27 protein-coding genes are annotated in these 26,980 nt (G+C 60.5%); 23 read left to right on the forward strand and 4 right to left on the reverse strand.

All coding sequences use genetic code 11. The features are described 5' to 3' along the window. Positions 1-5 precede the first annotated feature (5 nt). The 17 genes from AC0KVQ_RS06275 (at position 6) to AC0KVQ_RS06355 (ending at position 15,678) form a co-directional block, all read left to right on the forward strand. On the forward strand, positions 6-248 hold the full coding sequence (locus AC0KVQ_RS06275) for an acyl carrier protein (RefSeq protein ID WP_473420288.1): 243 nt from the start codon (positions 6-8) through the stop codon (positions 246-248). After that, positions 248-781 carry a COG4648 family protein gene (locus tag AC0KVQ_RS06280; RefSeq protein WP_473420289.1) on the forward strand — a complete coding sequence of 178 codons (534 nt, stop codon included), beginning with the start codon at positions 248-250 and terminating at the stop codon, positions 779-781. The genes AC0KVQ_RS06275 and AC0KVQ_RS06280 overlap by 1 nt, the downstream gene beginning before the upstream one ends. Continuing rightward, complete coding sequence (locus AC0KVQ_RS06285; protein ID WP_473420290.1) at positions 774-2,426, forward strand: ApeI family dehydratase; 1,653 nt, start codon at positions 774-776, stop codon at positions 2,424-2,426. The genes AC0KVQ_RS06280 and AC0KVQ_RS06285 overlap by 8 nt, the downstream gene beginning before the upstream one ends. Then, positions 2,423-3,166 (forward strand): glycosyltransferase family 2 protein, encoded by a 744-nt coding sequence (locus tag AC0KVQ_RS06290; RefSeq protein WP_473420291.1) that lies wholly within the window; start codon positions 2,423-2,425, stop codon positions 3,164-3,166. The genes AC0KVQ_RS06285 and AC0KVQ_RS06290 overlap by 4 nt, the downstream gene beginning before the upstream one ends. After that, positions 3,166-4,104, forward strand: coding sequence for an LpxL/LpxP family acyltransferase (locus AC0KVQ_RS06295; protein ID WP_473420292.1), 939 nt, complete (start codon positions 3,166-3,168; stop codon positions 4,102-4,104). Before AC0KVQ_RS06290 ends, AC0KVQ_RS06295 begins: the two co-directional genes overlap by 1 nt. Then, entirely contained in the window at positions 4,101-5,654 is a 1,554-nt protein-coding gene (locus tag AC0KVQ_RS06300) for an HAL/PAL/TAL family ammonia-lyase (protein ID WP_473420293.1), read from the forward strand. The genes AC0KVQ_RS06295 and AC0KVQ_RS06300 overlap by 4 nt, the downstream gene beginning before the upstream one ends. Then, positions 5,635-6,063, forward strand: a complete 429-nt coding sequence (locus tag AC0KVQ_RS06305) for an acyl-CoA thioesterase (protein ID WP_473420294.1) — start codon at positions 5,635-5,637, stop codon at positions 6,061-6,063. The genes AC0KVQ_RS06300 and AC0KVQ_RS06305 overlap by 20 nt, the downstream gene beginning before the upstream one ends. Then, entirely contained in the window at positions 6,048-6,662 is a 615-nt protein-coding gene (locus AC0KVQ_RS06310) for a LolA family protein (RefSeq protein WP_473420295.1), read from the forward strand. The genes AC0KVQ_RS06305 and AC0KVQ_RS06310 overlap by 16 nt, the downstream gene beginning before the upstream one ends. Then, positions 6,655-8,937, forward strand: coding sequence for an MMPL family transporter (locus AC0KVQ_RS06315; protein ID WP_473420296.1), 2,283 nt, complete (start codon positions 6,655-6,657; stop codon positions 8,935-8,937). Before AC0KVQ_RS06310 ends, AC0KVQ_RS06315 begins: the two co-directional genes overlap by 8 nt. Position 8,938: 1 nt before the next feature. Beyond that, the gene (locus tag AC0KVQ_RS06320; protein WP_473420297.1) at positions 8,939-9,493 is read left to right on the forward strand and encodes a DUF3261 domain-containing protein; all 555 of its coding nucleotides are present in this window, start codon (positions 8,939-8,941) and stop codon (positions 9,491-9,493) included. Then, positions 9,490-10,653 (forward strand): beta-ketoacyl-ACP synthase, encoded by a 1,164-nt coding sequence (locus AC0KVQ_RS06325; RefSeq protein WP_473420298.1) that lies wholly within the window; start codon positions 9,490-9,492, stop codon positions 10,651-10,653. Before AC0KVQ_RS06320 ends, AC0KVQ_RS06325 begins: the two co-directional genes overlap by 4 nt. Continuing rightward, on the forward strand, positions 10,650-11,099 hold the full coding sequence (locus AC0KVQ_RS06330; RefSeq protein ID WP_473420299.1) for a hotdog family protein: 450 nt from the start codon (positions 10,650-10,652) through the stop codon (positions 11,097-11,099). Before AC0KVQ_RS06325 ends, AC0KVQ_RS06330 begins: the two co-directional genes overlap by 4 nt. Further along, positions 11,096-11,821: a 3-ketoacyl-ACP reductase FabG2 gene (locus tag AC0KVQ_RS06335; protein ID WP_473420300.1), complete on the forward strand. Its 726-nt coding sequence runs from the start codon at positions 11,096-11,098 to the stop codon at positions 11,819-11,821. The genes AC0KVQ_RS06330 and AC0KVQ_RS06335 overlap by 4 nt, the downstream gene beginning before the upstream one ends. Next, a complete protein-coding gene (locus tag AC0KVQ_RS06340; RefSeq protein WP_473420301.1) occupies positions 11,818-13,050 on the forward strand; it encodes a beta-ketoacyl-ACP synthase in 1,233 nt (410 codons plus the stop codon). Before AC0KVQ_RS06335 ends, AC0KVQ_RS06340 begins: the two co-directional genes overlap by 4 nt. 171 nt (positions 13,051-13,221) lie before the next feature. Further along, positions 13,222-14,334, forward strand: a complete 1,113-nt coding sequence (locus tag AC0KVQ_RS06345) for a serine hydrolase domain-containing protein (RefSeq protein ID WP_473420302.1) — start codon at positions 13,222-13,224, stop codon at positions 14,332-14,334. A gap of 38 nt (positions 14,335-14,372) precedes the next feature. After that, positions 14,373-14,954 (forward strand): hypothetical protein, encoded by a 582-nt coding sequence (locus tag AC0KVQ_RS06350; RefSeq protein WP_473420303.1) that lies wholly within the window; start codon positions 14,373-14,375, stop codon positions 14,952-14,954. Between the two features lie 133 nt (positions 14,955-15,087). After that, positions 15,088-15,678, forward strand: coding sequence for a hypothetical protein (locus AC0KVQ_RS06355; protein WP_473420304.1), 591 nt, complete (start codon positions 15,088-15,090; stop codon positions 15,676-15,678). A 54-nt stretch (positions 15,679-15,732) separates the two neighbouring features. On the opposite strand, the gene AC0KVQ_RS06360 is transcribed toward AC0KVQ_RS06355, so the two are convergent. Further along, the gene (locus AC0KVQ_RS06360) at positions 15,733-17,253 is read right to left on the reverse strand and encodes a fumarate hydratase (RefSeq protein WP_473420305.1); all 1,521 of its coding nucleotides are present in this window, start codon (positions 17,251-17,253) and stop codon (positions 15,733-15,735) included. A 68-nt stretch (positions 17,254-17,321) separates the two neighbouring features. Between AC0KVQ_RS06360 and thpR the strand changes: the two genes are divergently transcribed. The 3 genes from thpR to AC0KVQ_RS06375 all read left to right on the forward strand — a co-directional run bounded on the left by thpR (position 17,322) and on the right by AC0KVQ_RS06375 (position 19,844). Next, positions 17,322-17,846: an RNA 2',3'-cyclic phosphodiesterase gene (thpR, locus tag AC0KVQ_RS06365; protein WP_473420306.1), complete on the forward strand. Its 525-nt coding sequence runs from the start codon at positions 17,322-17,324 to the stop codon at positions 17,844-17,846. Positions 17,847-17,860: 14 nt separating this feature from the next. Beyond that, on the forward strand, positions 17,861-18,337 hold the full coding sequence (locus tag AC0KVQ_RS06370) for an SRPBCC family protein (protein WP_473420307.1): 477 nt from the start codon (positions 17,861-17,863) through the stop codon (positions 18,335-18,337). Between the two features lie 100 nt (positions 18,338-18,437). Further along, positions 18,438-19,844, forward strand: coding sequence for an MATE family efflux transporter (locus AC0KVQ_RS06375; protein ID WP_473420308.1), 1,407 nt, complete (start codon positions 18,438-18,440; stop codon positions 19,842-19,844). Here AC0KVQ_RS06375 and AC0KVQ_RS06380 read toward each other — a convergent pair. Further along, on the reverse strand, positions 19,826-20,428 hold the full coding sequence (locus tag AC0KVQ_RS06380; RefSeq protein ID WP_473420309.1) for a TetR/AcrR family transcriptional regulator: 603 nt from the start codon (positions 20,426-20,428) through the stop codon (positions 19,826-19,828). The genes AC0KVQ_RS06375 and AC0KVQ_RS06380 overlap by 19 nt on opposite strands. A gap of 100 nt (positions 20,429-20,528) precedes the next feature. Here AC0KVQ_RS06380 and AC0KVQ_RS06385 point away from each other — a divergent pair, with 100 nt between their 5' ends. The 3 genes from AC0KVQ_RS06385 to AC0KVQ_RS06395 are packed head-to-tail and all read left to right on the forward strand — an operon-like array spanning position 20,529 to position 24,678. Further along, on the forward strand, positions 20,529-21,983 hold the full coding sequence (locus AC0KVQ_RS06385; protein WP_473420310.1) for an efflux transporter outer membrane subunit: 1,455 nt from the start codon (positions 20,529-20,531) through the stop codon (positions 21,981-21,983). 13 nt (positions 21,984-21,996) lie between these two features. Further along, positions 21,997-23,127: an EmrA/EmrK family multidrug efflux transporter periplasmic adaptor subunit gene (locus tag AC0KVQ_RS06390; RefSeq protein ID WP_473420311.1), complete on the forward strand. Its 1,131-nt coding sequence runs from the start codon at positions 21,997-21,999 to the stop codon at positions 23,125-23,127. A 9-nt stretch (positions 23,128-23,136) separates the two neighbouring features. Continuing rightward, positions 23,137-24,678 (forward strand): DHA2 family efflux MFS transporter permease subunit, encoded by a 1,542-nt coding sequence (locus AC0KVQ_RS06395; RefSeq protein WP_473420312.1) that lies wholly within the window; start codon positions 23,137-23,139, stop codon positions 24,676-24,678. 28 nt (positions 24,679-24,706) lie between these two features. Here AC0KVQ_RS06395 and tcdA read toward each other — a convergent pair whose 3' ends face one another. Next, on the reverse strand, positions 24,707-25,495 hold the full coding sequence (gene tcdA, locus AC0KVQ_RS06400; RefSeq protein ID WP_473420313.1) for a tRNA cyclic N6-threonylcarbamoyladenosine(37) synthase TcdA: 789 nt from the start codon (positions 25,493-25,495) through the stop codon (positions 24,707-24,709). Further along, positions 25,495-26,838 carry a 30S ribosomal protein S12 methylthiotransferase RimO gene (gene rimO / locus AC0KVQ_RS06405; protein WP_473420314.1) on the reverse strand — a complete coding sequence of 448 codons (1,344 nt, stop codon included), beginning with the start codon at positions 26,836-26,838 and terminating at the stop codon, positions 25,495-25,497. Before rimO ends, tcdA begins: the two co-directional genes overlap by 1 nt. Between the last annotated feature and the right edge of the window lie 142 nt (positions 26,839-26,980).

Below are 26,980 nucleotides of genomic sequence, written 5' to 3' on the forward strand. Positions count from 1 at the left end.
CACCCATGCAAAAACAGGAAATTCACGACTGGATCGTCAAGACCCTGCACGAAACCTTCGAGATCGATCCAGTCCGCATCACACCCGAAGCGCGCCTGTATGAAGACCTCGATATCGACAGCATCGATGCCGTCGATCTGATGGTGCAATTGAAGCAGCACACCGGCAAGCGCATGCAGCCCGAAGCTTTCAAGGCCGTGCGCACGGTGCAGGATGTGGTCGACGCCGTTCACGCGCTTTACCAATAATGCCCGGCTGGTTCGCCCTGCTGCCGGGCCTCTTGATCCCGGGCTGGTTCTGGATTGCACAACTGCAAGGCTGGCCCTTCTGGCCCGCCGGCCTGCTGCTGATCCCGCTTGCCTGGCGTGGCGCCAGCGCGCTGCAACTGCCGCGCTGGGCCTTGGTCGGCGCAACGCTGCTGGGTCTGGCAGCGATCGTGGCACGTCATGAGCTGCCGGTTCTGTTTTATCCGGTACTGGTCAATGCCGCTTTTCTGATTGTGTTCGGCCTGAGCCTGCGCGACCGCCAGACCCTCATCGAACGTATTGCCCGCCTGCGCGAGCCCGATCTGCCGCCTGCCGCCGTTGCCTACACGCGCAAGGTGACCATCGCCTGGTGCCTTTTCTTCGTTTTGAACGGCCTGATCGCGCTGTGGACCACGCAACAGCCGCGCATGATCTGGACGGTCTACAACGGCGCCATTTCCTATCTGCTGACAGGATTGATGTTCGCGGGGGAATATCTGGTGCGCTGCCGTGTCAGGAGCAAGATCCATGGCTGAAGCGTGCCCGCTCGGCCAGTTGCTGACCGAATCCAGAGATGATGGCATTGCCCATCGGCTCAAGGCAGATATCGCACGGGCTGCGGGCTGGCTGCGACAGCAACCGGCCGCGCCCGTCGCGCTGTTCCTGCTCGACCCCGTGCTGTTTGCCATCTGGCTGCTTGCCATCTGGCAAGCCGGCCGTTGCGCCATCCTGCCCGGCGATGCCACGCCCGCTACAGCACAGCGGCTGCAGGCACGCGGCGCGCTGCTGATCGGCGATTTGCCCGGCGCTGACCAGAGCGGCCCGGTGCCGGAGCATGCAGCGATACCGTTGCGAACCATCGCCGAGACCGAAGCCGTAGTGGAAGTCTTCACTTCCGGCTCGACCGGAGAGCCGGTCAGTCTCGTCAAATCCCTGCGCCAGCTCGATGCAGAAGTGAAGGTACTGGAGCAGGTTTTCGGCACCGGGCTACGGCACGACTGGAAATTCCACACCACCGTAAGTCACCAGCACCTGTACGGCCTGCTGTTCTGCATTCTGTGGCCGCTGGCTCGCGGGCAGGCCGCACTGGCAAGCACGATTGCCTACCCGGAAGCGCTGCTCTCGGCCCGGGATGATTATGTGCTGGTCTCCAGCCCGGCCTTCCTCAAACGCCTGCCGACCGAACTTGCCTGGCCCGGGCCGTCGCACTGCCAGCAGGTGTTTTCCTCGGGCGGGCCACTGCCTGCGCAGGCCGCGATTGATGCCCGGATCTGCCTGGATGCTCCGGTAACGGAAATCTATGGCAGCTCGGAGACCGGTGGCATTGCCCGGCGCAGCGATCCCGCAGCCGCATGGACTGTGCAGCCAGGCGTGGCAATCCGTCTGGAGGACACCGGGCATCTGGCGGTACGTTCGCCCTTCCTGCCCGATGCGGGCTGGTTCATCACTGCCGACCTTGCCCGGCTGAGCGCTGACGGATTCGTGCTGCAGGGCCGCAGCGACCGCATCGTCAAGATCGAGGAAAAACGCATATCGCTCACGGCCCTGCAATGCCATCTGGAGCAACACGCTGGAATCAGCGAGGCACGTATCGTGCCGCTCGATGGCGTGCGCACCCAACTGGCCGCCGTCGTGGTGCTGTCCGAATCCGGCGAAAACGAACTTGCCCGTCACGGCAAATTCGCGCTCGGGCAAGCCCTGCGCGCGCATCTGGCCAGCGCTTTCGAGCGTGTAGCCCTGCCGCGACGCTGGCGCTTTGTCGACCAGTTACCGGTGAATCACATGGGAAAAACCACCGATGCCGCGCTGGCTGACCTGTTTATCGAGAAGCCGCGCCTGCCAAGAGTTTTGCAACAGGAAAACATCGGCGCCGGGCTGAAACTGCAACTTGAGCTGACGCCGGACCTGGCCTGTTTTGACGGCCATTTCCCCACCCTGCCCATCCTGCCCGGCGTGGCGCAGCTCGATTGGGCCGTGCATTTCGCCACCACCCTGCTGGATACGCCGGGTGAATTCCGGGGCATGGATGCAATCAAGTTCCAGAAGATCATGCAGCCCGGGCTGGTGGTCGATCTGCAACTGGATTACCTGCCCGAAAAGCAGCAAGTACAGTTCCGCTACCAGTCCGCAGCCGGTGTGCATGCCAGCGGCAGGATTCGCCTGGGTGAAAAAACCGCATGAAGCTCTGTGTGCTGATCCCGGTCTACAACCACGAACACGCCATCGGCATGGTGGTGCGGCAGGTGCTCGCACACGGCCTGCATTGCCTGCTGGTGGATGACGGCAGCCATGCGGGTTGTCGGCAGGCGCTGGAAGCATTGCAGCTCAGCCAGCCCGATCGCATCACCCTGTTGCGGCTGCCGGAGAATCAGGGCAAGGGTGGCGCGGTGCTGGCCGGCATGCAGCTCGCGAGAGATAACGGATTCACCCATGCGCTGCAGGTCGATGCCGATGGCCAGCACGATACGGATGCCATTCCGGCCTTTGTGGCTGCCTGCATGGCCCGGCCCGAGGCCGTGATCTGCGGCTATCCCCGCTACGATGCTTCCGTACCGCGCGCACGCCTGTACGGACGCTATGCCACGCATGTCTGGGTGTGGATCAACACACTCTCGCTGCGTATCCGCGATTCGATGTGCGGATTCCGCTTTTACCCTCTGGCGCCAACCCTGGCGGTGGCAAATCATGCGCATATCGGTCGGCGCATGGATTTCGATACTGAAATCCTGGTACGCCTGGATTGGGCCGGCATTCCCATCGTCAATCTGCCGGTGCGGGTTTTCTACCCGCTCGATGGCGTATCGCATTTCGATGTGTTGCGCGACAACCTGCGCATCAGCCTGATGCATACGCGGCTGTTTTTCGGCATGCTGCCGCGCCTGCCACGGTTATTGTGGCGCTTGCGCAAAGGGGCGCGCTGATGCATTGGGCCGCCTTGCGCGAAACTACCTCGCAGACCGGCACGCGCATCCTGCTGGGCATCTACCGGCTCGGTGGCCTGCGCCTGTTCCGGTTGTGCGCCTGGCCGGTACTGGCCTGGCATGTCTGGCGCCATCCGGTGGCACGAAACGCCTCGATGGATTACCTGCGCAGGCTGCATGCGCACAGCCAGGGCAAGACACCAGCGCCGTCGATCCGGCTAGTGATCCGGCACTTCAGCGCCTTTGCCGAAACCCTGCTGGAAAAGCTGGTGATCACCCGACCCGAAGCGCTTGATGCCATCCGGCACACGCTCGATGGCGAAGCCCATATCCAGGCGTTGCTGGCCAAGGGCCAGGGTGCAGTCTTCGTTACCGCGCACATCGGCAATTTCGAACTGTGCCGGCTCCTGGCACGGGCGCGTGGCGATATCCGCATCAACGTGCTGGTCCACACGGCGCATGCGCGTCAGTTCAACGCCATGCTGCATGAGGCCAACCCGGATGCCGCGCTCAACCTGATCCAGGTCGGCGAGATCGATACCGCGATGGCCGCCATGCTGGCCGAGCGTATCGATCGCGGCGAATTTGTCGTCATCACCGGCGACCGCATTCCGGTGATCAATGAAAACGAAGTGGTGCACTGCGATTTTCTCGGCGCGCCGGCACGCTTTCCGCTGGGACCCTGGCTGATGGCCAGTATTTTCCGCTGCCCCTTGCTGGCACTTTTCGGCAGCCGTCGCGGCGACAGCTACCACCTGAGCGTCACCCCGCTGGCTGACGATATCCGCCTGCCGCGCCGCAACCGCGCCGAGGCTGCCCAACTTCTGGTAGCCGAGTACGCCCGGTTGCTGGAAGCCGAGTGCGAAGCAGCGCCGCTGCAATGGTTCAACTTTTTTCCGTTCTGGGCCGATACCCCGGCTCCACGTGATCCGACATGACCCCATTACCCAAAATTGTTTTCGGCTTCGCGCCGCTGACACCCGACGACATTGTGCGTATCGCCCGCATTGAGGCACACGCCGTGCTCGATGACTCCAAGGAATTCCGGCAACGCATCGATGCCGGTGCAGCCTTTCTCGACCGCCTGCTGGCGGAAGACGGCGTGATCTACGGCGTGACGACCGGCTACGGCGATTCATGCACAGTCGAGATACCCCCACAACTGGTGAGTGAACTGCCGCATCACCTCTACACCTACCACGGCTGCGGACTGGGCGAATATTTCGATGAAGCCGCGACACGCGCCATCCTGGCGACCCGGCTGGCCTCGCTCAGCCGGGGATATTCCGGCGTAAGCTGGGCGCTGCTCGAACAATTGCAGGCGTTGCTGGAACACGACATCCTGCCGCTGATTCCGTCCGAGGGCTCGGTCGGTGCCAGTGGCGACCTTACCCCGCTTTCCTATGTCGCCGCGGCCCTGTGCGGCGAGCGCGAGGTCCGCTTTCACGGCGAAATCATTCCCGCCAACGAAGCACTTAAAGCCTGCGGCTTGACACCGCTGCGGCTGCGCCCCAAGGAAGGTCTTGCCATCATGAACGGCACGGCCGTAATGACTGCGCTGGCCTGCCTGGCACTGGATCGCACCGACCAGTTATCCAGGCTCGCCACGCGTATCACCGCGCTGGCAGTGGTAGCCAGCGGCGGCAATCCGCATCACTTCGACGAAACGCTGTTCTCGGTGAAACCCCACCCCGGCCTGCAAGCCGTGGCGGGGCGGCTACGCGCCGACCTGGGCGACGGGCAGGCCAGCCGCAACGATCACCGACTGCAGGATCGCTACTCGCTGCGCTGCGCGCCGCATGTAATCGGTGTGCTGGAAGACGCCCTGCCCATGCTGCGCATGCTGGTTACCAATGAGCTCAACAGCGCTAACGACAACCCGATCATCGATGGTAGCGGCGAGCGCGTGCTTCATGGTGGGCATTTCTATGGCGGCCACATCGCGTTTGCCATGGATAGCCTCAAGAATCTGGTCGCCAATGTGGCCGACCTGCTCGACCGCCAGATGGCCTTGCTGGTCGATGCCCGCTTCAACCATGGCCTGCCGGCCAACCTGTCGGGCGCAAGCGGTGCGCGTGCGGCGATCAATCATGGCCTGAAGGCGCTGCAGATCAGCGTATCAGCCTGGACCGCAGAAGCGCTCAAGCACACGATGCCAGCGTCCGTTTTCTCGCGCTCGACCGAGTGCCACAACCAGGACAAGGTCAGCATGGGTACGATTGCCGCGCGCGATGCCCTGCGCGTGCTCACCCTGACCGAGCAAGTGGTGGTGGCCATGCTGATCACCGTGCGTCAGGGCATTGCCCTGCGCCGCCAGCGCCCGGAAGGCGCGTTGCCCCTGCAAATGGAAGCCGCCACCTTCCTGGCCGATCTGGAATCGAGAATCCCGTTCATCGAAGAGGATGTCGCGCTCGAACCCCTGCTGCGCCGGTTGCTGACTGACCTGCAACGCAACACCTGGAGGCCGTATGCATCATCGCAAGGCTGAGGTCGAGTGGGTCGTACCCTTTCACGACCTCGATCCGATGGAAGTGGTCTGGCATGGCAATTACCCGCGTTATTTCGAGCATGCGCGCACAGCACTACTGCAAAGTTTTGATTACGACTATCCGCAGATGCGTGAATCCGGCTACGCCTGGCCGGTGATCGACATGGCCGTGCGCTATATCCGCCCGCTGGTTTACCAGCAGCGCATCACCATCCGCGCCGAACTGGTCGAGTGGGAAAACCGCCTCAAGATCAAATACGATATCCGCGACAGCGCAACTGGCGAGCGCCTGACGCGCGGCCACACCGTGCAGGTGGCGGTGAAACTGCCGGAGATGGCGATGTGCTTTATCTCGCCCACCATCCTGTTTGAAAAACTCGGAGTGCCCATGCCATGCGACGCTGCCTGATCGCCCTGTTTTTTTTGCTCGCCAGCGCAGGGGCCTTCGCCGATGAGCTGATCGCCCGCATTCAGCAGCAACTCAACCCTGCCCCGGTACTGCGTGGAGAATTCGTGCAGACGCGCGAACTGGCCGGACTGAAAAAGCCGCTCAAATCGAGCGGGCGCATGCTGGTCGACAAGAGCCGCGGCGTGCTATGGAAAACGGAAAAACCGATTGCCGGCACCTTGCGCGTCAGCCGGCAGGAAATCGTGCAGAAGGATGGCCAGCAGATTCTCTCGCGCCTTTCTGCCGAGAAAGAACCGGTGGTCAAGACCATCGGCAGCGTGCTGTTTGCATTGTTTGCCGGCGATCTGGCCACGCTGGAGCGCCACTTCAGCCATACCGGATCGCTGACCCGGCGCGATGGCCAGCCAGGCTGGGCGCTGCAACTCACCCCGCGCGAGCCGGCGCTTGCGCGCATGATTCAGCGCATCGAACTCAAAGGCAGCAGCCACGCCGAGGAAATCCTCCTCAAGACGGAAACGGGCGACACCACCCGGATCGAATTCCTGCGAATGACCGCCGCACAGGCGCTCACTCCAGCCGAGGTCGCAGAATTTGAATAAGGCATCCTGGCACCGGCTCGCCGCCGGGCTGTTTCTGCTGGGGTGCCTGCTGGCCGCTGCCAGCCTGTGGCTGCAACGCGGAAGTATCGTCAGCCGTATCGACAGCGATCTGTTCGCCCTGCTGCCGCATGACGAGCGCGATCCGCTGGCCGAAACGGCGCTCGGGCGGCTCAACCAGCGTGGCGAGCGCCAGCTCGTGATCCTTATCGGCCACCGCGACGCCGCACGCGCCATCCATGCCGCACAGGATTATGCCAAACGGCTGACTGAGCTTCCGTTGCGCGCGCAAACCCAGCCATCGGATCTGGCCGGCCTGCGCGATTTCTACCTGACTTACCGCCATGGCCTGCTCACGCCGCAAGATCGCCTGCAGCTCAAGGAGATATCGCAGCAGACCGCAGTCGATCAGGCCATGGCCTTGGCCTTTTCCCCCTTCAGCGCAGGCGGGCTGGCATGGAAAGATGACCCATTCGGCAATTACGGCCACTGGCTGCAGGAATTGGCGGCAGGCACCCGGGTGCGCCCGCAGGATGGCATGCTGATGGTCGAGGATGGCGGCATGCACCATGCCGTGTTGCTCTATGCGTTGGATGGCAGCGCGTTCTCGCTCGATCTGCAACAGCGTATCGTGCCGATGCTGGAAACCATCGCTGCAACGGTGCAGGCAAGCGAACCGGGCATTGAAATCCGTCGCGCCGGTGTGATCCTGCATGCGGCTTCCGCCAGCAAGACGGCGCAACAGGAAATCTCGCTGATCGGTACTGGCGGCATGATCGGCATCCTGTTGCTGCTGGTACTGGTCTGGCGTGGCTGGCAGGCACCGGTACTGGTTCTGCTCGCATTGGGAACCGGCCTGCTGGCCGCCCTGACCATCACCTTTACCAGTTTCGAGCGCGTCCACACGCTGACCCTGGTATTCGGCGCCAGTCTGGTCGGTGTGTCGGTGGATTACGCCCTGCATGCGCTGATCCATGCCCTGAACGACGATACGCCCGTTTTGGAACGCTATCGCAAGCTGCTGCCGGGCATGCTGCTGGCCATGGCCAGCACCGTGCTGGGTTATCTCGGCCTAGCCCTGACTCCGTTTCCGGGGCTGATGCAGATGGCCATCTTCGCCGCCAGCGGCATCGTTGCCGCCTGGCTGGCCGTGATGCTCTGGTTCCCGCTGCTGGCGCCAGCCCGCATGGCGCCGGCAGCGCTGGCCAGGCGTTATCTTTCCAGCCCACGCAACTGGCAACCGGCAAAACGCACGCTGATCGTGGCCGGGCTCATCATGCTGCTACTCACTCTGCTGGGCATGGCCCGACTCAGAATCCATGATGACATCCGGGCACTGGCCGGCCTGAACCCTGACTTGCTGGCCGAGCAGACTGCGGTAAGCCGGATTCTGGGCCTGCCCAGCCCGGCACAGATGTTCATCGTGACCGGCCCGGATGTGGAAACCGTGCTACAGCGCGAAGAAGCCCTGAGCCATGCGCTGGCCGGTTTCGTACAGCGCGGGCAACTGAGCGGGTTCGAATCCATCAGCCGCTGGTTGCCCTCGCAGGCGCAGCAGCAAGCCGACCGGGGCTTGCAGGAGGCACTGCGCGGTGCGCGCGCGCAACTCGCCCGGGAACTCGATCTGCCTGATGGTTGGGCCAAGTTGCCACAGGCACCCGTGCTCGATCATGCGCAGTGGCAGACCTCGCCGGCGGCTGAGGCCTCGCGCCATCTCTGGCTGGGGCAAGGGCCGGATGGTGGCGTCGGCAGCATGGTACTGCTCAAGGGGCTGAACGATCCCACGGTGACCGAATCGCTTGCTGCGCTGGCCGGCAACGGCGTGCGCTGGATCGACAAACCGGCGGAAATTTCCCGGCTGTTCGGCCGCTACCGCGTATTACTGTCGTGGGTACTGCTGGCCGCCTATGCCGCGACATTGATTCTCTTGTTTGCCCGCTACCGGCGGCAAAGCTGGCGCATTCTGCTGCCCCCTGCTGCTGCCAGCCTGCTGACACTGGCACTATTCGGGCTGATCGGCCAGCCGCTGCAATTGCTCAATCTGGTCGGATTGCTGCTGATGCTCGGCATGGGCATCGATTACGGCGTGTTCCTGCAGGAAAACCCGCATGACCGGCGCGGCCGGCTGGGTATCACCCTGGCAGCCTGCACCACCCTGCTTTCCTTCGGCCTGCTCGCGCTGAGTGCCACGCCTGCCTTGCAGAGTTTTGGGCTCACCATGCTGAGTGGTGTGGGGTTCGTCTGGTTGCTGGCGCTGATCTGCCGAGCGAGGAACTAACGTGATTCAACCGTTAAAGCGCTTCTTTCTGTTGCTGATGACCTGGCTACTTGCCGCGTGCAGCCCATGGCATGACCTGCCCTTGCTGCAGCTCGACATGGCTGCGCTGGGGCCGGCAAGAGCGGTGCAGCAGCGACTGGCCATTACCTGGAACGACAAGACGCATGTGCTGGAAAACATGCTGGAAATTGATCCGGATGGCCTGCGCGTCGTCGGCCTGGCCATGGGCATGCGTGTCTACAGCTTCGATTATGACGGCCAGACCCTGCAGGCCGGAGCCGGCCATCTGCCTGCCGGCCTGTCGGAACAGCAGATCGCCAATGACCTGCTGCTGATCCATGCCCCGCTCGAGGCGCTGAATCAGGCTTTGCCTGCGGGCTGGCGCTGTATTGAACAGACGCTGGAAGACGACCAACGTCAGCGCAGTTTGCAGCAGAACGAAGAAACCGTGATCCGCGTGCAGTATCATGCCGGCGCGCCATGGCAAGGTCGCAGCGTCCTGACGCACCAGCGCCGTGGCTACCAACTGACTCTGGATTCAGCCAGCGAACCATGAAAACGTATTTGAACCATCTGGGCATTGTCTGTGCACTGGGCGATCAGCCAGCGCGCGTGCGCGAACAGCTCTTTGCCGGCATCAGCCCCGGCATGCAGATGACCGAGCGCTACAGCCCCGGCCATCCGCGCACCTTGGGCCTGGTCGGAGCAGATTTGCCCGCGCTCGATCATCTGCCGGTACAGCTGCGTTCGCGCAACAACGCGCTGCTGGCACATGCCCTGCAGCAAATCCGGCCGCAAGTGGAAGCGCTCAAGGCCAGATGGCCGGCGCACCGGATCGCCATCGTGATCGGCACCAGCACCACCGGCATGGCGGAAGCCGAGGATGCAGTCGGCATCCACATGCAACAAGGCCGCTTTCCGGATAGCTTCCATTATGCCCAGCAGGAGCTTGGCAGCCCGGCTGCGTTCCTGGCAGCGGAACTCGGCCTGACCGGCCCGGCGTACGTCATTTCCACTGCCTGCACGTCCAGTGCCAAGGCGCTGGCCAGCGCAGCACGATTGTTGCAGGCGGGTCTGGCAGACGTGGTGCTGGCGGGTGGTGTGGATACGCTGTGCCGCTTTACCGTGGCGGGCTTTGCCGCGCTCGAATCCATTGACGACGACAACTGCAGGCCGTTTTCCGCCAACCGGCGCGGCATCAATATCGGCGAGGGTGCAGCGCTCTTCATTGTGAGCCGCGAGCCGGGTCCGGTTTGCCTCGCAGGCTGGGGAGAAAGCTCGGACGGTCACCATATTTCCGCCCCGGATCCCGCCGCTGCCGGTGCCAAGCTCGCAATCGGCAAGGCGCTCGAACGGGCCAATATCACGGCATCGGATATTGGTTATATCAACCTGCACGGCACTGCCACGCAGCAAAACGATGCGATGGAAAGCCGGGCGGTTTCCGAGCTGCTGCCGGGCATTCCCGCGAGTTCAACCAAATCACTCACCGGCCATACGCTGGGTGCGGCGGGTGCCATCGAGGCCGGCCTGTGCTGGCTTACCCTCACCGACCAATCCGGCCGCCTGCCGCCACATGCCTGGGATGGCCACGCCGATCCTGCCTTGGCACCACTGCCATTCGTGGTTCCGGGCCAGACAGGGCAAGTAGAGGCAGTGCTGAGCAACTCGTTTGCCTTTGGCGGCAACAATATCGCGCTGGTACTGACCCGATGACCCATCCTCCGATTTCTGAGCTGATCCCGCATGCCGGGGCGATGATCCTGCTCGATCGTGTGCTCGACATCGGCCCGGAACATGTCAGCGCCGAAGTCACCATTCGCCCAGAAGCCCTGTTCTGCGATGGCGAAAAAGTGGGCGGCTGGGTTGGCATCGAATATATGGCGCAGGCCATCGCCGCGCTGTCTGGCTGGGCTGCACGCCAGCAGATGCTGCCGGTTCGCATCGGTTTTCTGGTGGGAACACGCCAGTACACCAGCCATACGCCCTGGTTTTATATAGGCCAGACACTGCAGGTGCATGTGCGGCGCGAAATCGATGGCAACAACGGCGTCAGTGCCGTGGCCTGCCGCATCACCGCGCCCGATGGACAGATCCACGCCGAAGCCACGCTAACGGTATTTCAACCGGACAATCTCGACGACTTTCTGGAAAAAGCATGAACAAGACCATTCTTGTCACCGGCGCCAGCCGGGGAATCGGCCGGGCCATTGCGCTGCGGTTGGCACGCGATGGCTATGACGTGGCCGTGCATTATCACAACCGTCTCGAATACGCTGAAGCGGTAGCCCAGGAAATTCGCACGCTGGGCTGCAAGACTCGCCTGCTGCAGTTCGATATCGCCGACCGTGCCGCCACGCGCGCAGCACTGGAGGCCGATATCGCCGAACATGGCGCGCCCTACGGTGTGGTGTGCAATGCCGGCATCGCCGCCGACAATGCCTTTCCGGCGCTGACTGACGCCGAATGGGACGGCGTGCTGCGCACCAATCTCGACGGTTTCTACAATGTGCTGCATCCGCTGGTGATGCCGATGATCCAGACGCGCAAACCGGGCCGCATCGTCACGCTGTCTTCCGTTTCCGGCATCGCCGGCAATCGTGGCCAAGTCAACTACAGCGCGGCCAAGGCCGGCATCATCGGTGCCACCAAAGCGCTGGCAATCGAGCTGGCCAAGCGCGACATTACCGTCAACTGCGTCGCACCCGGCCTGATCGATACCGAAATGGTCGAGCCGCATGTGCTGGAAGAAGCGCTGAAAATCATCCCGGCCAAGCGCATGGGCAAACCCGAAGAAGTGGCTGCCACGGTCAGCTTCCTGATGAGCAAGGATGCGGCCTACATCACCCGGCAGGTGATCTCGGTCAATGGAGGTATGGTATGAGACGCGTTGTTGTCACCGGCATGGCCGGCATCAGCCCGCTGGGCCACGACTGGCCCACGATTTCCCAAAATCTGCGTGCCTGTCGCAATGCCATCCGGCACATGCCGCAATGGGCCGAATATGCCGGGCTCAACAGCAATCTTGGCGCGCCGGTGGCGGATTTTGAACTGCCGGCCGACACCTACAACCGCAAACGCACGCGCAGCATGGGGCAAGTCGCACTGATGGCCTGCCGCGCTTCTGAGCTGGCGCTGGCCGATGCGGGGCTGCTCAATGATCCGGTGCTGAGCAGCGGGCGTACCGGGGTTTCGTATGGCTCGTCGGCGGGTTCGCCAGCGGCAATCCGCGATTTCGGCCGCATGATGATCGACAAAACCACCGAGGGCATCAACGCCACCAGCTACATCCGCATGATGGGCCACACCACGGCGGTGAATATCGCGGTATTTTTCGGGCTGACCGGCCGCGTGCATACCACCTCCAGCGCCTGCACCTCGGGCAGCCAGGGTATCGGCTATGCCTACGAGGCAATCAAGTACGGTCACGCCGATGTGATGGTCGCCGGTGGCGCGGAAGAGCTGTGTGCCTCGGAAGTGGCGGTGTTCGATACGCTGTTTGCCACCAGCACGCGCAACGACACGCCGGAACTCACCCCACGTCCGTTCGATGCCGAACGCGATGGTCTGGTGATCGGCGAAGGTGCCGGCACCTTGATCCTGGAAGAATATGAACACGCCAAGGCGCGCGGTGCGACGATTTACGCTGAACTGGTCGGCTTTGGCACCAACTGCGATGGCACGCATGTCACCCAGCCCAATGCCACCACCATGGCCGGCGCCATGAAACTGGCGCTCGCCGATGCCCAGCTGCCTGCCGATGCCATCGGCTACGTGAATGCCCATGGCACCGCGACCGACCATGGCGATGTGGCCGAAAGCCACGCCACCCACAGCATCTTCGGTTCCCGCATGCCCATCAGTTCGCTGAAAAGCTATATGGGCCATACGCTCGGCGCCTGCGGTGCGCTGGAGGCCTGGTTCAGCATCATGATGATGAACGAAGACTGGTTCGCACCCACGATCAACCTCGAACATGTGGACCCGCGCTGCGCCGCGCTGGACTACATCACCGGCAATGGCCGCAGCTTCAGCACCGAATATGTCATGAGCAACAATTTCGCTTTTGGCGGGATCAATACCTCATTGATTTTCAAGTGCACGGATAATTGATTACTGCCGGATCTCCCTAAAAAGCCACCGGGATATTTTTCACATGAATAATTTATGTCACTGAGATCAATTTTTTGGCAATCTCGCCTGCCATGCTTTCTGCTATGCCTCTTTCTAACGGGATGTGGAACACTATCCAGTTTTCACATCGATCCCAGCGAAAAGGAGACATTGCGCTACGCAAGCAACCGCGACATTGCCACGGAAGTTGAAACCCTGGTTGGCCCTCTGATCGAGAGCAAACACACGCCCGGATTGGCAATTGGCGTACTGCTCCAGAATGGAGAAATGAAATTTCACAACTACGGCATATCCAACAAGGAAACCCAGCAAGCCGTAGATTCCGACACGCTGTTCAATATCGGATCACTCAGCAAAGGCTTTCTGGGGTTAATGACGGCCCAGTTAATCAAAGAAGGCCAGCTATCCTGGAACACGCCCCTGCGGGAAATACTCCCACCCGGCACACCACTGAGCCAGGATGCGGGCAAGATAACCATCGAACAATTGGCTACTCACACCTCGGGATTGCCCCGTCAGCCGTACACACTGGAAACACTCGGCTATTTCATTGAATACCTGTTTACCGGAAACAGTTTCTATCGCCATCTGGATCTGGCTGCCACCCTCGATTACCTGGCAACGTACAAAGCCCCAAAAAATGTGACACCCGAATACTCCAACATTGGATATGGGCTGCTGGGATATGCGATCGAGCAGCGAACCGGAAAGAAACTGGAAACATTGTTATCGGAAAAAATAAGCCATCCCCTCAACCTGACACATACAGGGTATAGACTCGAACACGCTCAAAACATACATAACAGAGCGTACGGTTATGCCGGCGATCAGCCCAAATTCATCCCGAGAGGCCAACCGGTTCCTGACTGGCAGTTTACCGATGCAATGAAAGGATCGGCGGCTATGTATTCCAACACCCGCGACCTCCTCGAATTTGCAAAAGACTACATAGAAAAGTCAGCCGATACAGAATCGGCGTGGTCAGATACCTTGCAGATTCGCATCCCCATGGAAAAAGAGGCACCCGCCATTGCCTGGGTAATAGACCACATTGATCAGCAAAAAATCGCCTATCAAATAGGCATGGTAGCGGGATATACCAGCTTTATTGGCCTAGACACCCGTCATCGGCAGGCCGTGGTGGTTTTGCAGAATAGTTTCAATTGGTCTGCCAATATTGGCTATCAATTGCTGATTCGCATGGGGAAAGCACAAGACATGAAAAATCAGCAATCTCTTGTAACCGATATGCAAAAATACTGAATCAACATCAACGCCAATCCAACCTCCAAGGGACCATCATGAAGAAAATCATCATCGCAACGGCTTTTCTTGCTGCCTCGGCCCTCATGGGTGGCTGCGCCACAAAGATCAAGGCTAGCAGCAATACCAACCCACCACCTGCTGAAAAATTCAGTAATTTTTCCCGGATCGAAATCCGACCTGCCAAGCTGACTACGGAGATGGCGGATCACAGCGCCAACCAGCGTGCACTGGTCAAGATTCAGGAAAACCTGGATCTGAATTTGAAAACGCATCTTCAGCAATGGAATTCTGGCAAGAGCGACAATGACCGCACGCTGGTAATCGAACCGATTGTTGAACAAATCAAGTTTATTGGTGTAGGAGCCCGCCTATTTGCCGGCCCGATTGCCGGCAGCTCGGCCGTGGTCATGAAAATGAAGATCACAGATGGCAACACCAACAAGCTCATCGCCCATCCGGAATTTTTTCAGCGTGCGGAAGCCTGGTCCGGTACCTTCACGCTGGGCGTGCATGACAACCTGATGCTGACCCGTACGGCACGCATAGCAAGCGATTATCTGATCAACAACTACGACCAAGCTGTCGGAGGACCGACAGGCGGAAAAATTGCAGAGTAAACCAGAAAATCAGGCAGGGTCTGCTGATTCCAATTCGTTATCACAGGCGCCATAGCCCTATTTCCTGAACCTGCCCCCTCCTATTTCCATGAAACTACGCGGTAGACATATACCCGGGACACTGCAGCAAGCCATGCTCTTTTCGGACCAGGGCCATAGTCCGCTTGAACTTCCTGCCTCCACGCTCAAAAGGCCGGCCAGCCGGCTGGAAAAGGAATGGCGGCAACTGCGCAGCAAGATCAAGGGGACTTGGCATCATCTGCGCCCCCGCGAACATGTGCGGCATGATCTGCAGGCATTCAGCCTGGCCGTCGCCCGCTGGCTGCGCGCGCTGATCGATCTGCAAGCGCATGACACGCAGAGCGTGCAAGCCGCAGAAAATGCCCTGATTGCACTGGTCATGCTTTATGCAGACGGGCCTCTCGCGCATGGTGCCGATTTACAGCAGCTTTATGCCTGCCATGTGGATCACCAGTGGAAGCGACTGGATCACGCAGCAAGCGAGGCGGCGCGGCAACATGCAAGCTGGCTGCTGCACGGCAGTGAAGACGGTCTGGTGCGTTCCCTGCTGCCGCGCATTGAGCATCGGCGCCTGGGGTTTGGCTGGTATGAAGATTATTTCCGGCACATGTCAGCCAGTGACTATGCCAGCCATTTACGTGGCTGCCAGATCCTGGCAGACCGTGGCCCGGCATTGATACAACGCTTGCTTCAACACCGATGAAAGCAAACGGCCCGGTTTTTTACCGGGCTGTTTGCTTTGATGATCAATTCATGATCAAACCGGGCTCACCGGAATCTTGCCGATCTTTGCCTGCCACTGCTTAGGTGCAATGGCATGCACCGAAGTACCCTGGCTATCCACGGCCACCGTCACCGGCATGTCGACCACATCGAACTCGTAGATCGCTTCCATGCCCAGATCTTCAAACGCCAGCACGCGGCAGGCCTTGATTGCCTTGGCCACCAGATAGGCCGCGCCCCCCACGGCCATCAGGTAGACCGCACCGTTATCCTTGATCGCCTCAATGGCTGCCGGGCCACGCTCGGCCTTGCCGACCATGCCCAAAAGCCCGGTCTGTTCCAGCATCTGGCGCGTGAACTTGTCCATGCGAGTGGCGGTAGTCGGGCCGGCCGGGCCGACGACTTCGTCGCGCACCGGATCAACCGGGCCGACGTAGTAAATGAAGCGGTTGGTGAAATCCACCGGCAGCTTCTCGCCGCGATTGAGCATATCGGTCATGCGCTTGTGCGCCGCATCGCGGCCGGTCAAAAGCTTGCCCGACAGCAGCAGTGTTTCGCCCGGCTGCCAGCTTGCCACGTCTGCCTTGGTCACCGTGGCCAGATTCACGCGGCGCGAAGCCGGCGAGGCGCTCCAGGTCACATCCGGCCAGTCTTCGAGCTTCGGCGGCTCCAGCTTGGCCGGGCCACTGCCATCCAGCACGAAATGCGCGTGGCGTGTGGCTGCGCAATTCGGGATCAGCGCTACCGGCAGATTGGCGGCATGGGTCGGGTAATCCTTGATTTTCACATCCAGCACGGTAGCAAGCCCGCCCAGCCCCTGCGCACCGATACCCAGTGCATTGACCTTTTCAAACAGTTCGATGCGCAGTTCTTCGGCCCGATTTTGCGGGCCGCGCGCGATCAGTTCCTGGATATCGATCTCTTCCATCAGCGCTTCCTTGGCTAGCAGCATGGCCTTTTCTGCCGTACCGCCGATGCCGATACCGAGCATGCCCGGCGGACACCAGCCCGCCCCCATGGTCGGCACGGTTTTCAATACCCAGTCGACGATCGAATCGGAGGGGTTGAGCATGGCGAACTTGGATTTGGCCTCCGAGCCGCCACCCTTGGCCGCCACAATCACTTCGACCGTATCGCCCGGAACGATGCTGACGTTGATCACGGCGGGCGTGTTGTCCTTGGTATTCTTGCGCGCGCCAGCCGGATCGGCCAGCACCGAGGCGCGCAGCTTGTTGTCCGGATCGTTATAGGCACGACGCACGCCTTCGTTGATGGCATCTTCCAGGCTGCCGGAGAAACCCTCCCAGCGCACGTTCATGCCCACTTTCAGGAAAACGGTGACGATGCCGGTATCCTGGCAGATCGGGCGGTGCCCTTCGGCGCACATGCGGCTGTTGGTCAGGATCTGGGCAATCGCATCCTTGGCGGCCGGGCTTTCTTCGCGCTCGTATGCGGCACCGAGTGCCTTGATGTAATCGGCGGGATGGTAATAGCTGATGTATTGCAAGCTGTCGGCGATGCTGTCGATCAGATCGCGCTGGTGGATCGTTGTCATGGCTTATCCTTTCGTGTTGCCCGGCGGACGGGCTTTTTCTCCGTGCCGGCGAATTGTAACATCCGCAAATGCCAGAAAATCAGCGCCTGTTCATCGCCGTCTTTCCGCCCGTCAGCATCCGCCGGGCCTTGCACCGGCTTGCCCGCCAGCAGCACAGCCAACTGGGCGGGCGCTGCATGCCGGCCGGCAATCTGCACCTCACGCTGGCCTTCCTTGGCGATACGCCGTCTGAGCAGATTGCGCCAATTCTGGATGTGCTGCAGCGCCATCCCGTGCCGGATTGCCAGTTGCATCTGGATACGCTGGGCGCGTTTGGCCATGGCGGCATTGTCTGGACCGGTTGCAGTGAAATGCCAGCCTTGTTTCTCGGGTGGGTGGAGGCTTTGCGCGCTGATTTGTCCGCACAGGCCATCGCGTTTGACAGCAAGCCGTTCCGTGCGCACGTCACACTGCTGCGCAAGGCAAATTCCCCGGCCGGGAGTATCATCGCGCCTGCGCTGACATGGAAACCGGGCAATGCCCGACTGTATGCATCCGTCAGCGAACAAGGCCGCCCGGTCTATCAACCTATCGACACCCCACCGCTGATATAACGAGTTCCCCATCCATGCATTACGAACACATTGTCGCCGTCAACGATCTTGGCAACCCACAAACGCTGGTACTCAGCCGGGCGCAGCTCTGGCAGGGGCTGATGTTGCGGGCCGAATCGCCGCAACTGTTCAACCCGCACATCGAGAATGTTGCCATTCTTGAACGCACGGCCACGGTCCTGCTGCGCGAAATCGATTTTGGCAACATGCAGGTGCGCGAACATATCCACCTGCAGGAAGGCGTGAGCCTGCGGCATGATACGGAGCCTGGCGCCAATCATGCCGGTGGCAAGCTGCTGGTGAGTATCGAGGAGCCGGATCAGGACAGCCTGTTCGTACGCTTTGCCTACGACATCCCTGCCCCGCAGGATGCGGAGGCGGAACAATTGATCAGCTACCTGCAGGAAATGTGGCGGCAGATGGATGTGGAGTGCGTCCGCTTGATCCGCGAGCTGGCTGAATCCGGACGACTGGACATTCCGTTACAGTAGGAAACCGTCCGCTGTCGCTTTTCTACAAGCAGAAAACCGCGTGGATTGCTAGTCTAAGCCATTGATTTACCAGAAAACCGGCCACCCACCGGTAGCATTCATGCGTTTTCATATCAGGCGTGATGTACTGCAGCTGACGCTGCCGGTATTGGCCGAACAATCCTTCTTTATCCTGATGGGCATCGTCAACACCATCATGGCGGGCCGCATCAGCCGTGAAGCCGGTGCAGCCACTGGCGCGGTCGATTCCATCAATGTCATCTTCATCAATTTCTTTGCCGCGCTTTCGATCGGCGCAACGGTAGTCGTGGCGCAATACATTGGCCAGCGCAATATCCGCATGGCCAATGAAGCAGTCAAGCAATCGCTGGCGGCCAATACGCTGATTTCCTGCGTGGCAGCGTTCCTGATCTGGCTGTTCGGAGACTGGATCCTGCAAACGCTGTACGGCAAGGCCGAACCCAGCGTGATGGCGGCCATGCGGATCTATCTGAACATCACGCTGCTTGGCTATCCGCTGATGGCAATCACCCAGGTTGTCTGGGGCTGCCTGCGTGGTGCCGGCGATACCCGCACGCCCATGAAGGTCAATATCCTGATGAACGTGTTCAATATCGTGCTGGGCTATGTTCTGATCTATGGCCTGCATGTGAAGAACGCGCATTTCACCATCGATATCGCCGGGCAAGGCGTACAGGGTGCCGCCATTGGCCTGACGCTGGCACGCGGCATTGGTACGGTATTGGCCATCCTGATCATCTGGCGCGGCGTATCGGTGATCCGGTTGAAGAATTTGCGCCATTTCCGCTTCGACAAAACCATCCTGAAAGCCATTTTCAGCATCAGCATGCCATCCGGCTCGGAATCACTGTCGTTCAATGGCGGCAAGATCATCACCCAGATCTTCATCGCCGGCATGGGTACCGCCGCCATGGCGGCCAATACCTTTGCCGGCTCGATCGTGGCCTATATGAATCTGCCGGGGCTGGCCTTGCAGACCACGCTGACCACAATGGTGGGCCAGAGCATGGGGCGTGGCGACATCGAGGAGGCCGATCGTACCTTCCGCGATATCTTCAAGCTCGGCACGCTGTGCATGACGGCGCTGGGACTGATCACCCTGCCTCTCTCCTGGCTGTTTGCCTCGATGTTCACCCCGGATGCCGAAATCATCGAACTCACCGCGCATATCATTCTGCTCAACTGCCTGTTCATGCCGGCATGGTGCGCTTCGTTCGTGGTTCCGGCCGGGCTCAAGGGCGCCGGCGATGCCAAGTTCACCATGTGGGCCACTATCGTCGGCATGTGGCTGTTCCGTATCGTGCTGGGCTATGTGTTCGGCATCGTGCTGGGCTGGGGCGTGCTGGGTGTGTGGGGTGGCATGTTCATCGACTGGACGCTGCGCGCGATTGTGTTCTACCGACGCATGGTCGGTGGCAAGTGGAAAAGCATGAGCGTGCTGGGGAAATCTACACCCGCCAAATCACTTCAGACTGGGGCAGCATAGGCACGCAGAAACACCTCGACAGCCCGTCCAACGCTTTCCTTGACTGAGGGCAGGCCTTCTCCACATGCATCCATCAGCAATGCATCAATGATTTCGGCACGCAGCAGTGCCGTGAAGTGGCTGGCACAGACTTGCGCGTTGTCCTTGCGCAAGCGGCCATTGGCCATGCATTGCCCAAAATAGCTGGCCAATCGCCGGTTACCTTCGGCAGGCCCGCGCTCGAAAAACTGTCGGCCGATATCGGAACGCCCTGATTCGGCATATACCACCCGCAGCACGGCGATGAATTTCGGCTGCGACAAGAAAGCGACAAACTGTTCGCCAAACTTGCACAGGCTCTCGCGCAGGTCCTGATCCGGATCGAGCTCGGCAAACATACCATCGATATGTGCCTTGCCAAAGCGCTGCATCACTTCGACAAACAGGGCTTCTTTCGAAGGGAAGTAACTGTAGAGCGTCGCTTTCGATCCCCCTACCCGCGCGGTGATCTCCGACATCGATGTCTGCTCGAATCCCTGCTCACAAAAAATCTCGGCAGCCACGTCCAGAATCGCCTGGCGACGTGCCTCGCTTTTGACGCGCATTGCGCCTCTCCATAAATGAACTTATCGGTACAGTTTGGCTTGACACACCTGAAAAGTCAATTCAAACTGTACCGTACAGTTCACTTAAGGATGCTATACCGTGGCTCAGACCCCTGCCCTGCTGCGACGACAATCCAGCCTGCTCACACTTGTCCCGATCGCTTTACTGTTGAGCGCCTGTGCCCAACTGCCGGAATCCGGGCCACTGCCGGCCATCAAGCCTGCACAGGCCTGGTCGGTTGACCAAAGTTTCAGCGGCCCCTCCCGTCACTGGCCATCCGATGAGTGGTGGAAAAATTATGGCGATACACAGCTCGACACCCTGATTCAGGAGGCGCTGCGAGGCTCTCCGACGCTCGCCATGGCGCAAGCCAGACTGCAACACGCCGATGCCATGGTGGGTCAGGCCGAATCACGCAATGCGCCGCAACTGTCTGCCAATGCTTCTGCCAGCACCACCAAGCAAAGCTATAACTACCTGACGCCGCGCAGCATGCTGCCGCAGGGTGAGCATGGTTATGCCCGTGCTACGCTCGATTTTTCCTGGGAGCTGGATTTCTGGGGACGCAATCGTGCCTCTATCGCCGCTGCGATCTCGGAACAACTGGCCTCGCAGGCCGAAGTGGCCCAAGCTCAGCTGGTGCTGACGACCTCGATCACCTCGTCCTATGCCGAACTGGCCCGTCTGCACGCAGCCCATGACACCGCCAAGGCCGCAGCCGAAGTCCGCAGCAAAACAGCCAGGCTATTCAAGGAACGCTTCGATAACGGGCTGGAGACCTTGGGCAGCGTACGCCAAGCCGAATCTCGCCTGGCAGCCGCCCAACTGGAGTTGCAGGCGCTCGAAGAGCAACTGGCACTGCAACGCAACCAATTGGCAGCCCTGCTGGGCCAGGGGCCGGATCGCGGCCTGTCGATTGCCCGCCCGCAGATCAACCTGAATGATCCGGTGGGTCTGCCGCAACAGCTGGAGCTGAACCTGCTCGGTCGCCGGCCGGACATCACCGCTGCCCGCCTGCGTGCCGAAGCCGCCCGCAAGCGCATTGACGCAGCCAAGGCAGAGTTTTACCCCAACATCAATCTGAGCGGATTTTTGGGTGCGCAATCCCTGGGGCTGGGGCAATTGCTCAAGGCTGGTTCCAGCGTAGGCAGTCTGGGCCCGGCCATTACCTTGCCAATCTTCCAGGGTGGCCGTCTGCAATCGCAACTCAAGGGCACGCAGGCCAGCTATGCCGAAGCCGTGGCCAGCTATGAGCTGACTGTAACCCAGGCCCTGCAAAATGTGGCCGATGTCGCCATCAGTCAGCGCAGCCTTTCCAGCCAGCTCGATTACGGCAACCAAGCTGTCAAGGCCGCGCGCGAAGCCTGGCAGATCGCCAACAACCGTTACGACGGCGGACTTTCAAGCTATCTCGATGTATTGAGTGCGGAAGACACGCTGCTCGCCAATCTGCGCAGCCTGACCGACCTGCAATCCCGAGCATTCACGCTGGATGTTGCGCTGGTGCGCGCACTTGGCGGTGGCTTCCCCGGCCTGACAAATTCATCGCTTTAAAAGGATTTTCATCATGACAACATCTACCAACCACTCTGCCCACGAACATGCCAGCCGTCGCCGTCGTCGCGGTTTCATGGCACTGGGAACCGCCGTTACCGTGAGCGGACTTTCATTCGGCACCTACTGGTTCATGATCGGCTCGCATCTCGTTTCCACCGACAATGCCTATGCCGCCGTTGAAGTCGCACAAGTCACACCATCGGTTGGCGGAACCATCCAGCAGGTAAATGTCATCGACACCCAGGCCGTCAAGCAAGGTGATGTGCTGGTGGTGATCGACGACACCGATGCCAAGTTGGCCCTGGCCCAGGCCGAGGCCGAATATGGCCGGGCCATCCGCAAGGTGCGCGGCCTGATGGCCACCGATGAAGGGCTGGATGCCCAGATTGCAGCAAGGGAAGCGGACAAGGTGCGCGCAGCAGCACAACTGGAATCGGCCCAGGCAGACTTTGAGCGGGCCAAGATTGATCTGGAACGCCGGCAGGCACTGGCCAAATCAGGCTCGGTATCAGGCGATGAACTCACACGCGCCCAGAATGCCTACGCCACCGCACAAGCCCAGCTCGAAGCGGCCAGGGCCATGGCCAAGCAGGCGGAGGCCAACCGCGAGGTGGCGATTGGTTCGCGCCGCGCCAACCAGGTACTGATCGACAACAGCACCGTGGAAACCAATCCTGAAGTGGCACTGGCACGTGCCAAGCGCGATCAGGCACGCATCGATCTGGAGCGTACGCAAGTCCGCGCGCCTGTGGATGGCGTGGTCGCGCGGCGCCAGGTACAGATCGGCCAGCGCATCCAGGCGGGCACACCGCTGCTGTCGGTTGTGCCGGTCCAGCAGATGCACGTGGATGCCAACTTCAAGGAAGTGCAACTGCAGGATGTGAAACCGGGTCAGGCCGCCGAAGTGAGTGCCGACATTTATGGCGACAAGGTTACCTATCGCGGCAAGGTGGTGGGTTTCTCGGGCGGTACCGGCTCTGCGTTCTCGCTGATTCCGGCCCAGAATGCCACCGGCAACTGGATCAAGGTGGTTCAGCGTTTGCCGGTGCGCATCGAGCTGAATCAGGAAGACCTGGCCAAATATCCGCTGCAGGTAGGCTTGTCGATGCATGTCAAGATCGACACCCGCGACGCTGAGTGAGGGTGACGCATGTCTGCCGAAAAAATCTTGCATAGCGGCGAGGCACCGCTATCGGGCATGATGTTGTGGGTAGCGGCCTTGACACTGGCCGCCGGCAATTTCGTTGCCGTGCTCGATACCACGATTGCCAATGTCTCGGTGGCCAATATCGCCGGCGGGCTCGGCGTGACCAGCAGCCAGGGCACTTGGGTCATCACTTCCTACGCCGTGGCCGAAGCCATCACCGTTCCGCTGACCGGCTGGCTGGCAGCCCGCTTTGGCGCAGTCCGGGTTTTTGTCACGTCGATGTTGCTGTTTGGCATCTTTTCAGCCTTGTGCGGCTTCGCCAACTCATTGGGCTTCCTGGTCGCCGCCCGCGTGCTGCAGGGTTTGGCTGGCGGCCCGCTGATGCCACTGTCACAGACGCTGCTGCTGCGCATCTTTCCCAAGGAAAAAGCCGGTGCCGCAACAGGTATCTGGGCGATGACCACGCTGATTGCACCGATCATGGGCCCGATTCTGGGCGGCTGGCTGTGCGATCAGGCATCGTGGCCCTGGATCTTCTACATCAACGTACCCATCGCGATTGCCTGTGCCTGGTTTGCCTGGGGGCTGCTCAAGCGCTATGAGCAAGCGCTGGAAAAGTACGCCTTCGATGGCGTGGGCCTGGGTTTGCTGATCATCTGGGTCGGTGCCCTGCAAATCATGCTGGATGAAGGCAAGAATCAGGACTGGTTTGCATCCACCGAGATCTGCATCCTGGCCATCGTCGCCGTGATCGGTTTCTTTGCTTTCCTGATCTGGGAATTGACGGAAAAGCACCCGATCGTGGATCTGCGCGTATTCCGGCATCGAGGCTACACCATGAGCCTGCTGACATTGGTGCTGGCCTTCGGCGGATTTTTCAGCATCAATGTACTCACGCCACTGTGGCTGCAAAGCTATATGGGCTATACGGCCACCTGGGCCGGCATGACCACGGCATGGAGCGGCGTACTGGCGGTGATGACCGCACCGCTGGTAGCGGCACTGGCCATGAAAATGGATGGGCGCAAGCTGGTGTTTGTCGGCGTGTCCTGGCTGGGGCTGGTTACGCTGTGGCGATCATTCGGCGTGACCGACATGACCTACTGGCAGATCGCCCTGCCCTTGTTGCTGATGGGATTGGGCATGCCGCTGTTTTTTGTGCCACTGACAGGGTTGGCACTCAGCAGCGTGGAAGAGCCGGAAACCGCATCGGCTGCGGGCCTGATGAACTTCCTGCGCACGCTTTCCGGCGCCTTCGCCACCTCGCTGGTGAATACTGCCTGGGAAGACCGGGTCCGGCTCAATCATGCCGATCTAGCCGGGCAGATCGACGCCACCGGCGAAGCTACCCGGGGACTGCTGGATTCCGGCATGGGCATGGACAGCGTTCGCGCCACACTCGATCGCATCCTGGAGGGCCAGAGCGTGATGCTGGCGACCAATCAGCTGTTCATGGTGATCGCCGCCATTCTGATCATTGCTGCCTTGACGATCTGGCTGGCGCCCAAGCCCACCCGGGTTGCCGATACCTCAGCAGCCCACTGAAGCCGACCGCACACGACAAACCGGGTTATCAGCCCGGTTTGTGCGCCGCAAGCTTTTTCAGGACATGCGCGGCAGCGGCAAAGCCGAAAGTGCCGGTTACGCAGACGGAGGCGCCAAAGCCGCCATTGCAATCGAGCCGGGTTGGCCCATCGCCCTGCGGTTTCTGCGCACACACGCTGCCATCCGACTGCGGATAGACCAGCGGTTCGGTCGAATACACGCAATCCACGCCCATTTTCTTGTCCCCACGCGCAAAGCCGTATTCACGGCGCAGCATGGCGCGAACCTTGGACGCGAGCGGATCCTGCGTAGTGCGCGCCAGATCGTCGACCCTGATCTGCGTCGGATCGATCTGCCCGCCCGCACCACCGGCCATGATGACCGGCAGTTTGCGCGCACGGCAGGCAGCAATCAGCGCAGCCTTGGTTTTCACGCTGTCGATGGCATCGATCACGTAGTCGTAACCATGGTTCAGGTGTTCGTCGAAATTTTCCGGCGTGATGAAATCCTCGATCGTGTTCACGCGGCAATCCGGGTTGATCGCACGAATACGCTCAGCCAGCACCGCCACCTTCATGCGACCGAAGTTGCCGTCATGCGCCGGCAGTTGCCGGTTGGTATTGGAAACGCAGATATCGTCCAGATCGATCAGCGTGATATGACCGATAGCCGAACGTGCCAGCGCTTCCGCCGCCCAGGAACCGACACCGCCCACACCGATCACGCACACATGCGCGGCACGGAATCGTGTCAGTGCCACGCGGCCATACAGACGCGCAATGCCGCCAAAACGCCGCTCGAAGCTATCGTCCAGCATCAGGCCAGTTCCGCGTCGAGATCGTGTTCAGTCGTGCCGGTAATGTGCACGCGCACCAGATCGCCCACATTCACGCGGCCGCTACCGGCCTTGAAACGCACCACGCCGTCAATTTCCGGCGCATCGGCATAACTGCGCGCCACCACTTGCGTGCCCATGGGCTTGCCGAACTTCATTACCGGGTTTACAGCATCGACCAGCACGGTCATTTCCTGGCCGATGCGGCGTTGCAGTTTGCGTGCACTGATCTGCGCCTGTTTTTCCATAAAGCGGCGGCGACGGTCTTCCTTCACCTCTTCCGGTACCGGATCTGGCAATTCATTGGCCTTGGCACCATCGACCGGCGAATAGGCAAAACAGCCCACGCGGTCGAGTTCGGCCTCTTCCAGGAAAGCCAGCAACTCTTCGAACTCAGCTTCAGTTTCGCCGGGGAAGCCGACGATAAAGGTCGAACGCAGCACGATTTCCGGGCAGATCTCGCGCCACTTGCGGATGCGCGCAAGCACGTTCTCGGCATCACCCGGGCGCTTCATCAACTTGAGGATGCGCGGGCTTGCGTGCTGGAACGGAATATCCAGATACGGCAGCAGCTTGCCTTCTGCCATCAGCGGGATCACTTCGTCGACATGCGGGTAAGGATAAACATAATGCAGGCGCACCCACAGGCCGAGCTTAGCGAGCTCGGTCACCAGTTCGGTCATGCGCGTTTTCACCGGGCGGCCGTTATGGAAAGCAGTACGGTATTTCACATCGACACCGTAGGCGCTGGTGTCCTGCGAAATGACCAATAATTCCTTCACTCCGGATTGCGCCAGCAATTCGGCTTCGCGCAGCACATCGTTGGCCGGGCGCGAAACCAGATCGCCGCGTAGCGACGGGATGATGCAGAACGTGCAGCGGTGATTACAGCCCTCGGAAATCTTCAGGTAGGCATAGTGCTTGGGCGTAAGGCGGATACCAGCGGCCGGCACCAGATCGACAAACGGATCATGCGGCTTGGGCAGGTGCTCATGCACATGCGTCATTACTTCGTCCTTGGCATGCGGCCCGGTCACGGCCAGCACCTTGGGGTGTGCCTGCTGCACCATATCGCCGCGCGCGCCCAGGCAGCCAGTCACGATCACCTTGCCGTTTTCCTTCAAGGCCTCGCCGATCGCATCGAGCGATTCCTGCACGGCGCTGTCGATGAAACCGCAGGTATTGACCACGACCAGATCGGCATCATCGTAGGTTTTGGAAATCAGGTAACCCTCGGCGCGCAACTGGGTGAGGATCTGTTCGGAATCCGAACTGGCTTTCGGACATCCGAGCGAGACGAATCCGACTTTGGGTGTAGCAGACATGCAAATTCTCCGGTGGCGATAGTCTCGCCCAAAACAAAAACGGACATGCCCAAGGCATGCCCGCCGGATTATTGACAAACCCCGTTTGCTAAGCAAGGTCTCCCCTCAATGAGGGGACGGAAGGGGTGGAAATCAAACAAGA

It is taken from the genome of Formivibrio sp. oc-25, from assembly GCF_055810895.1.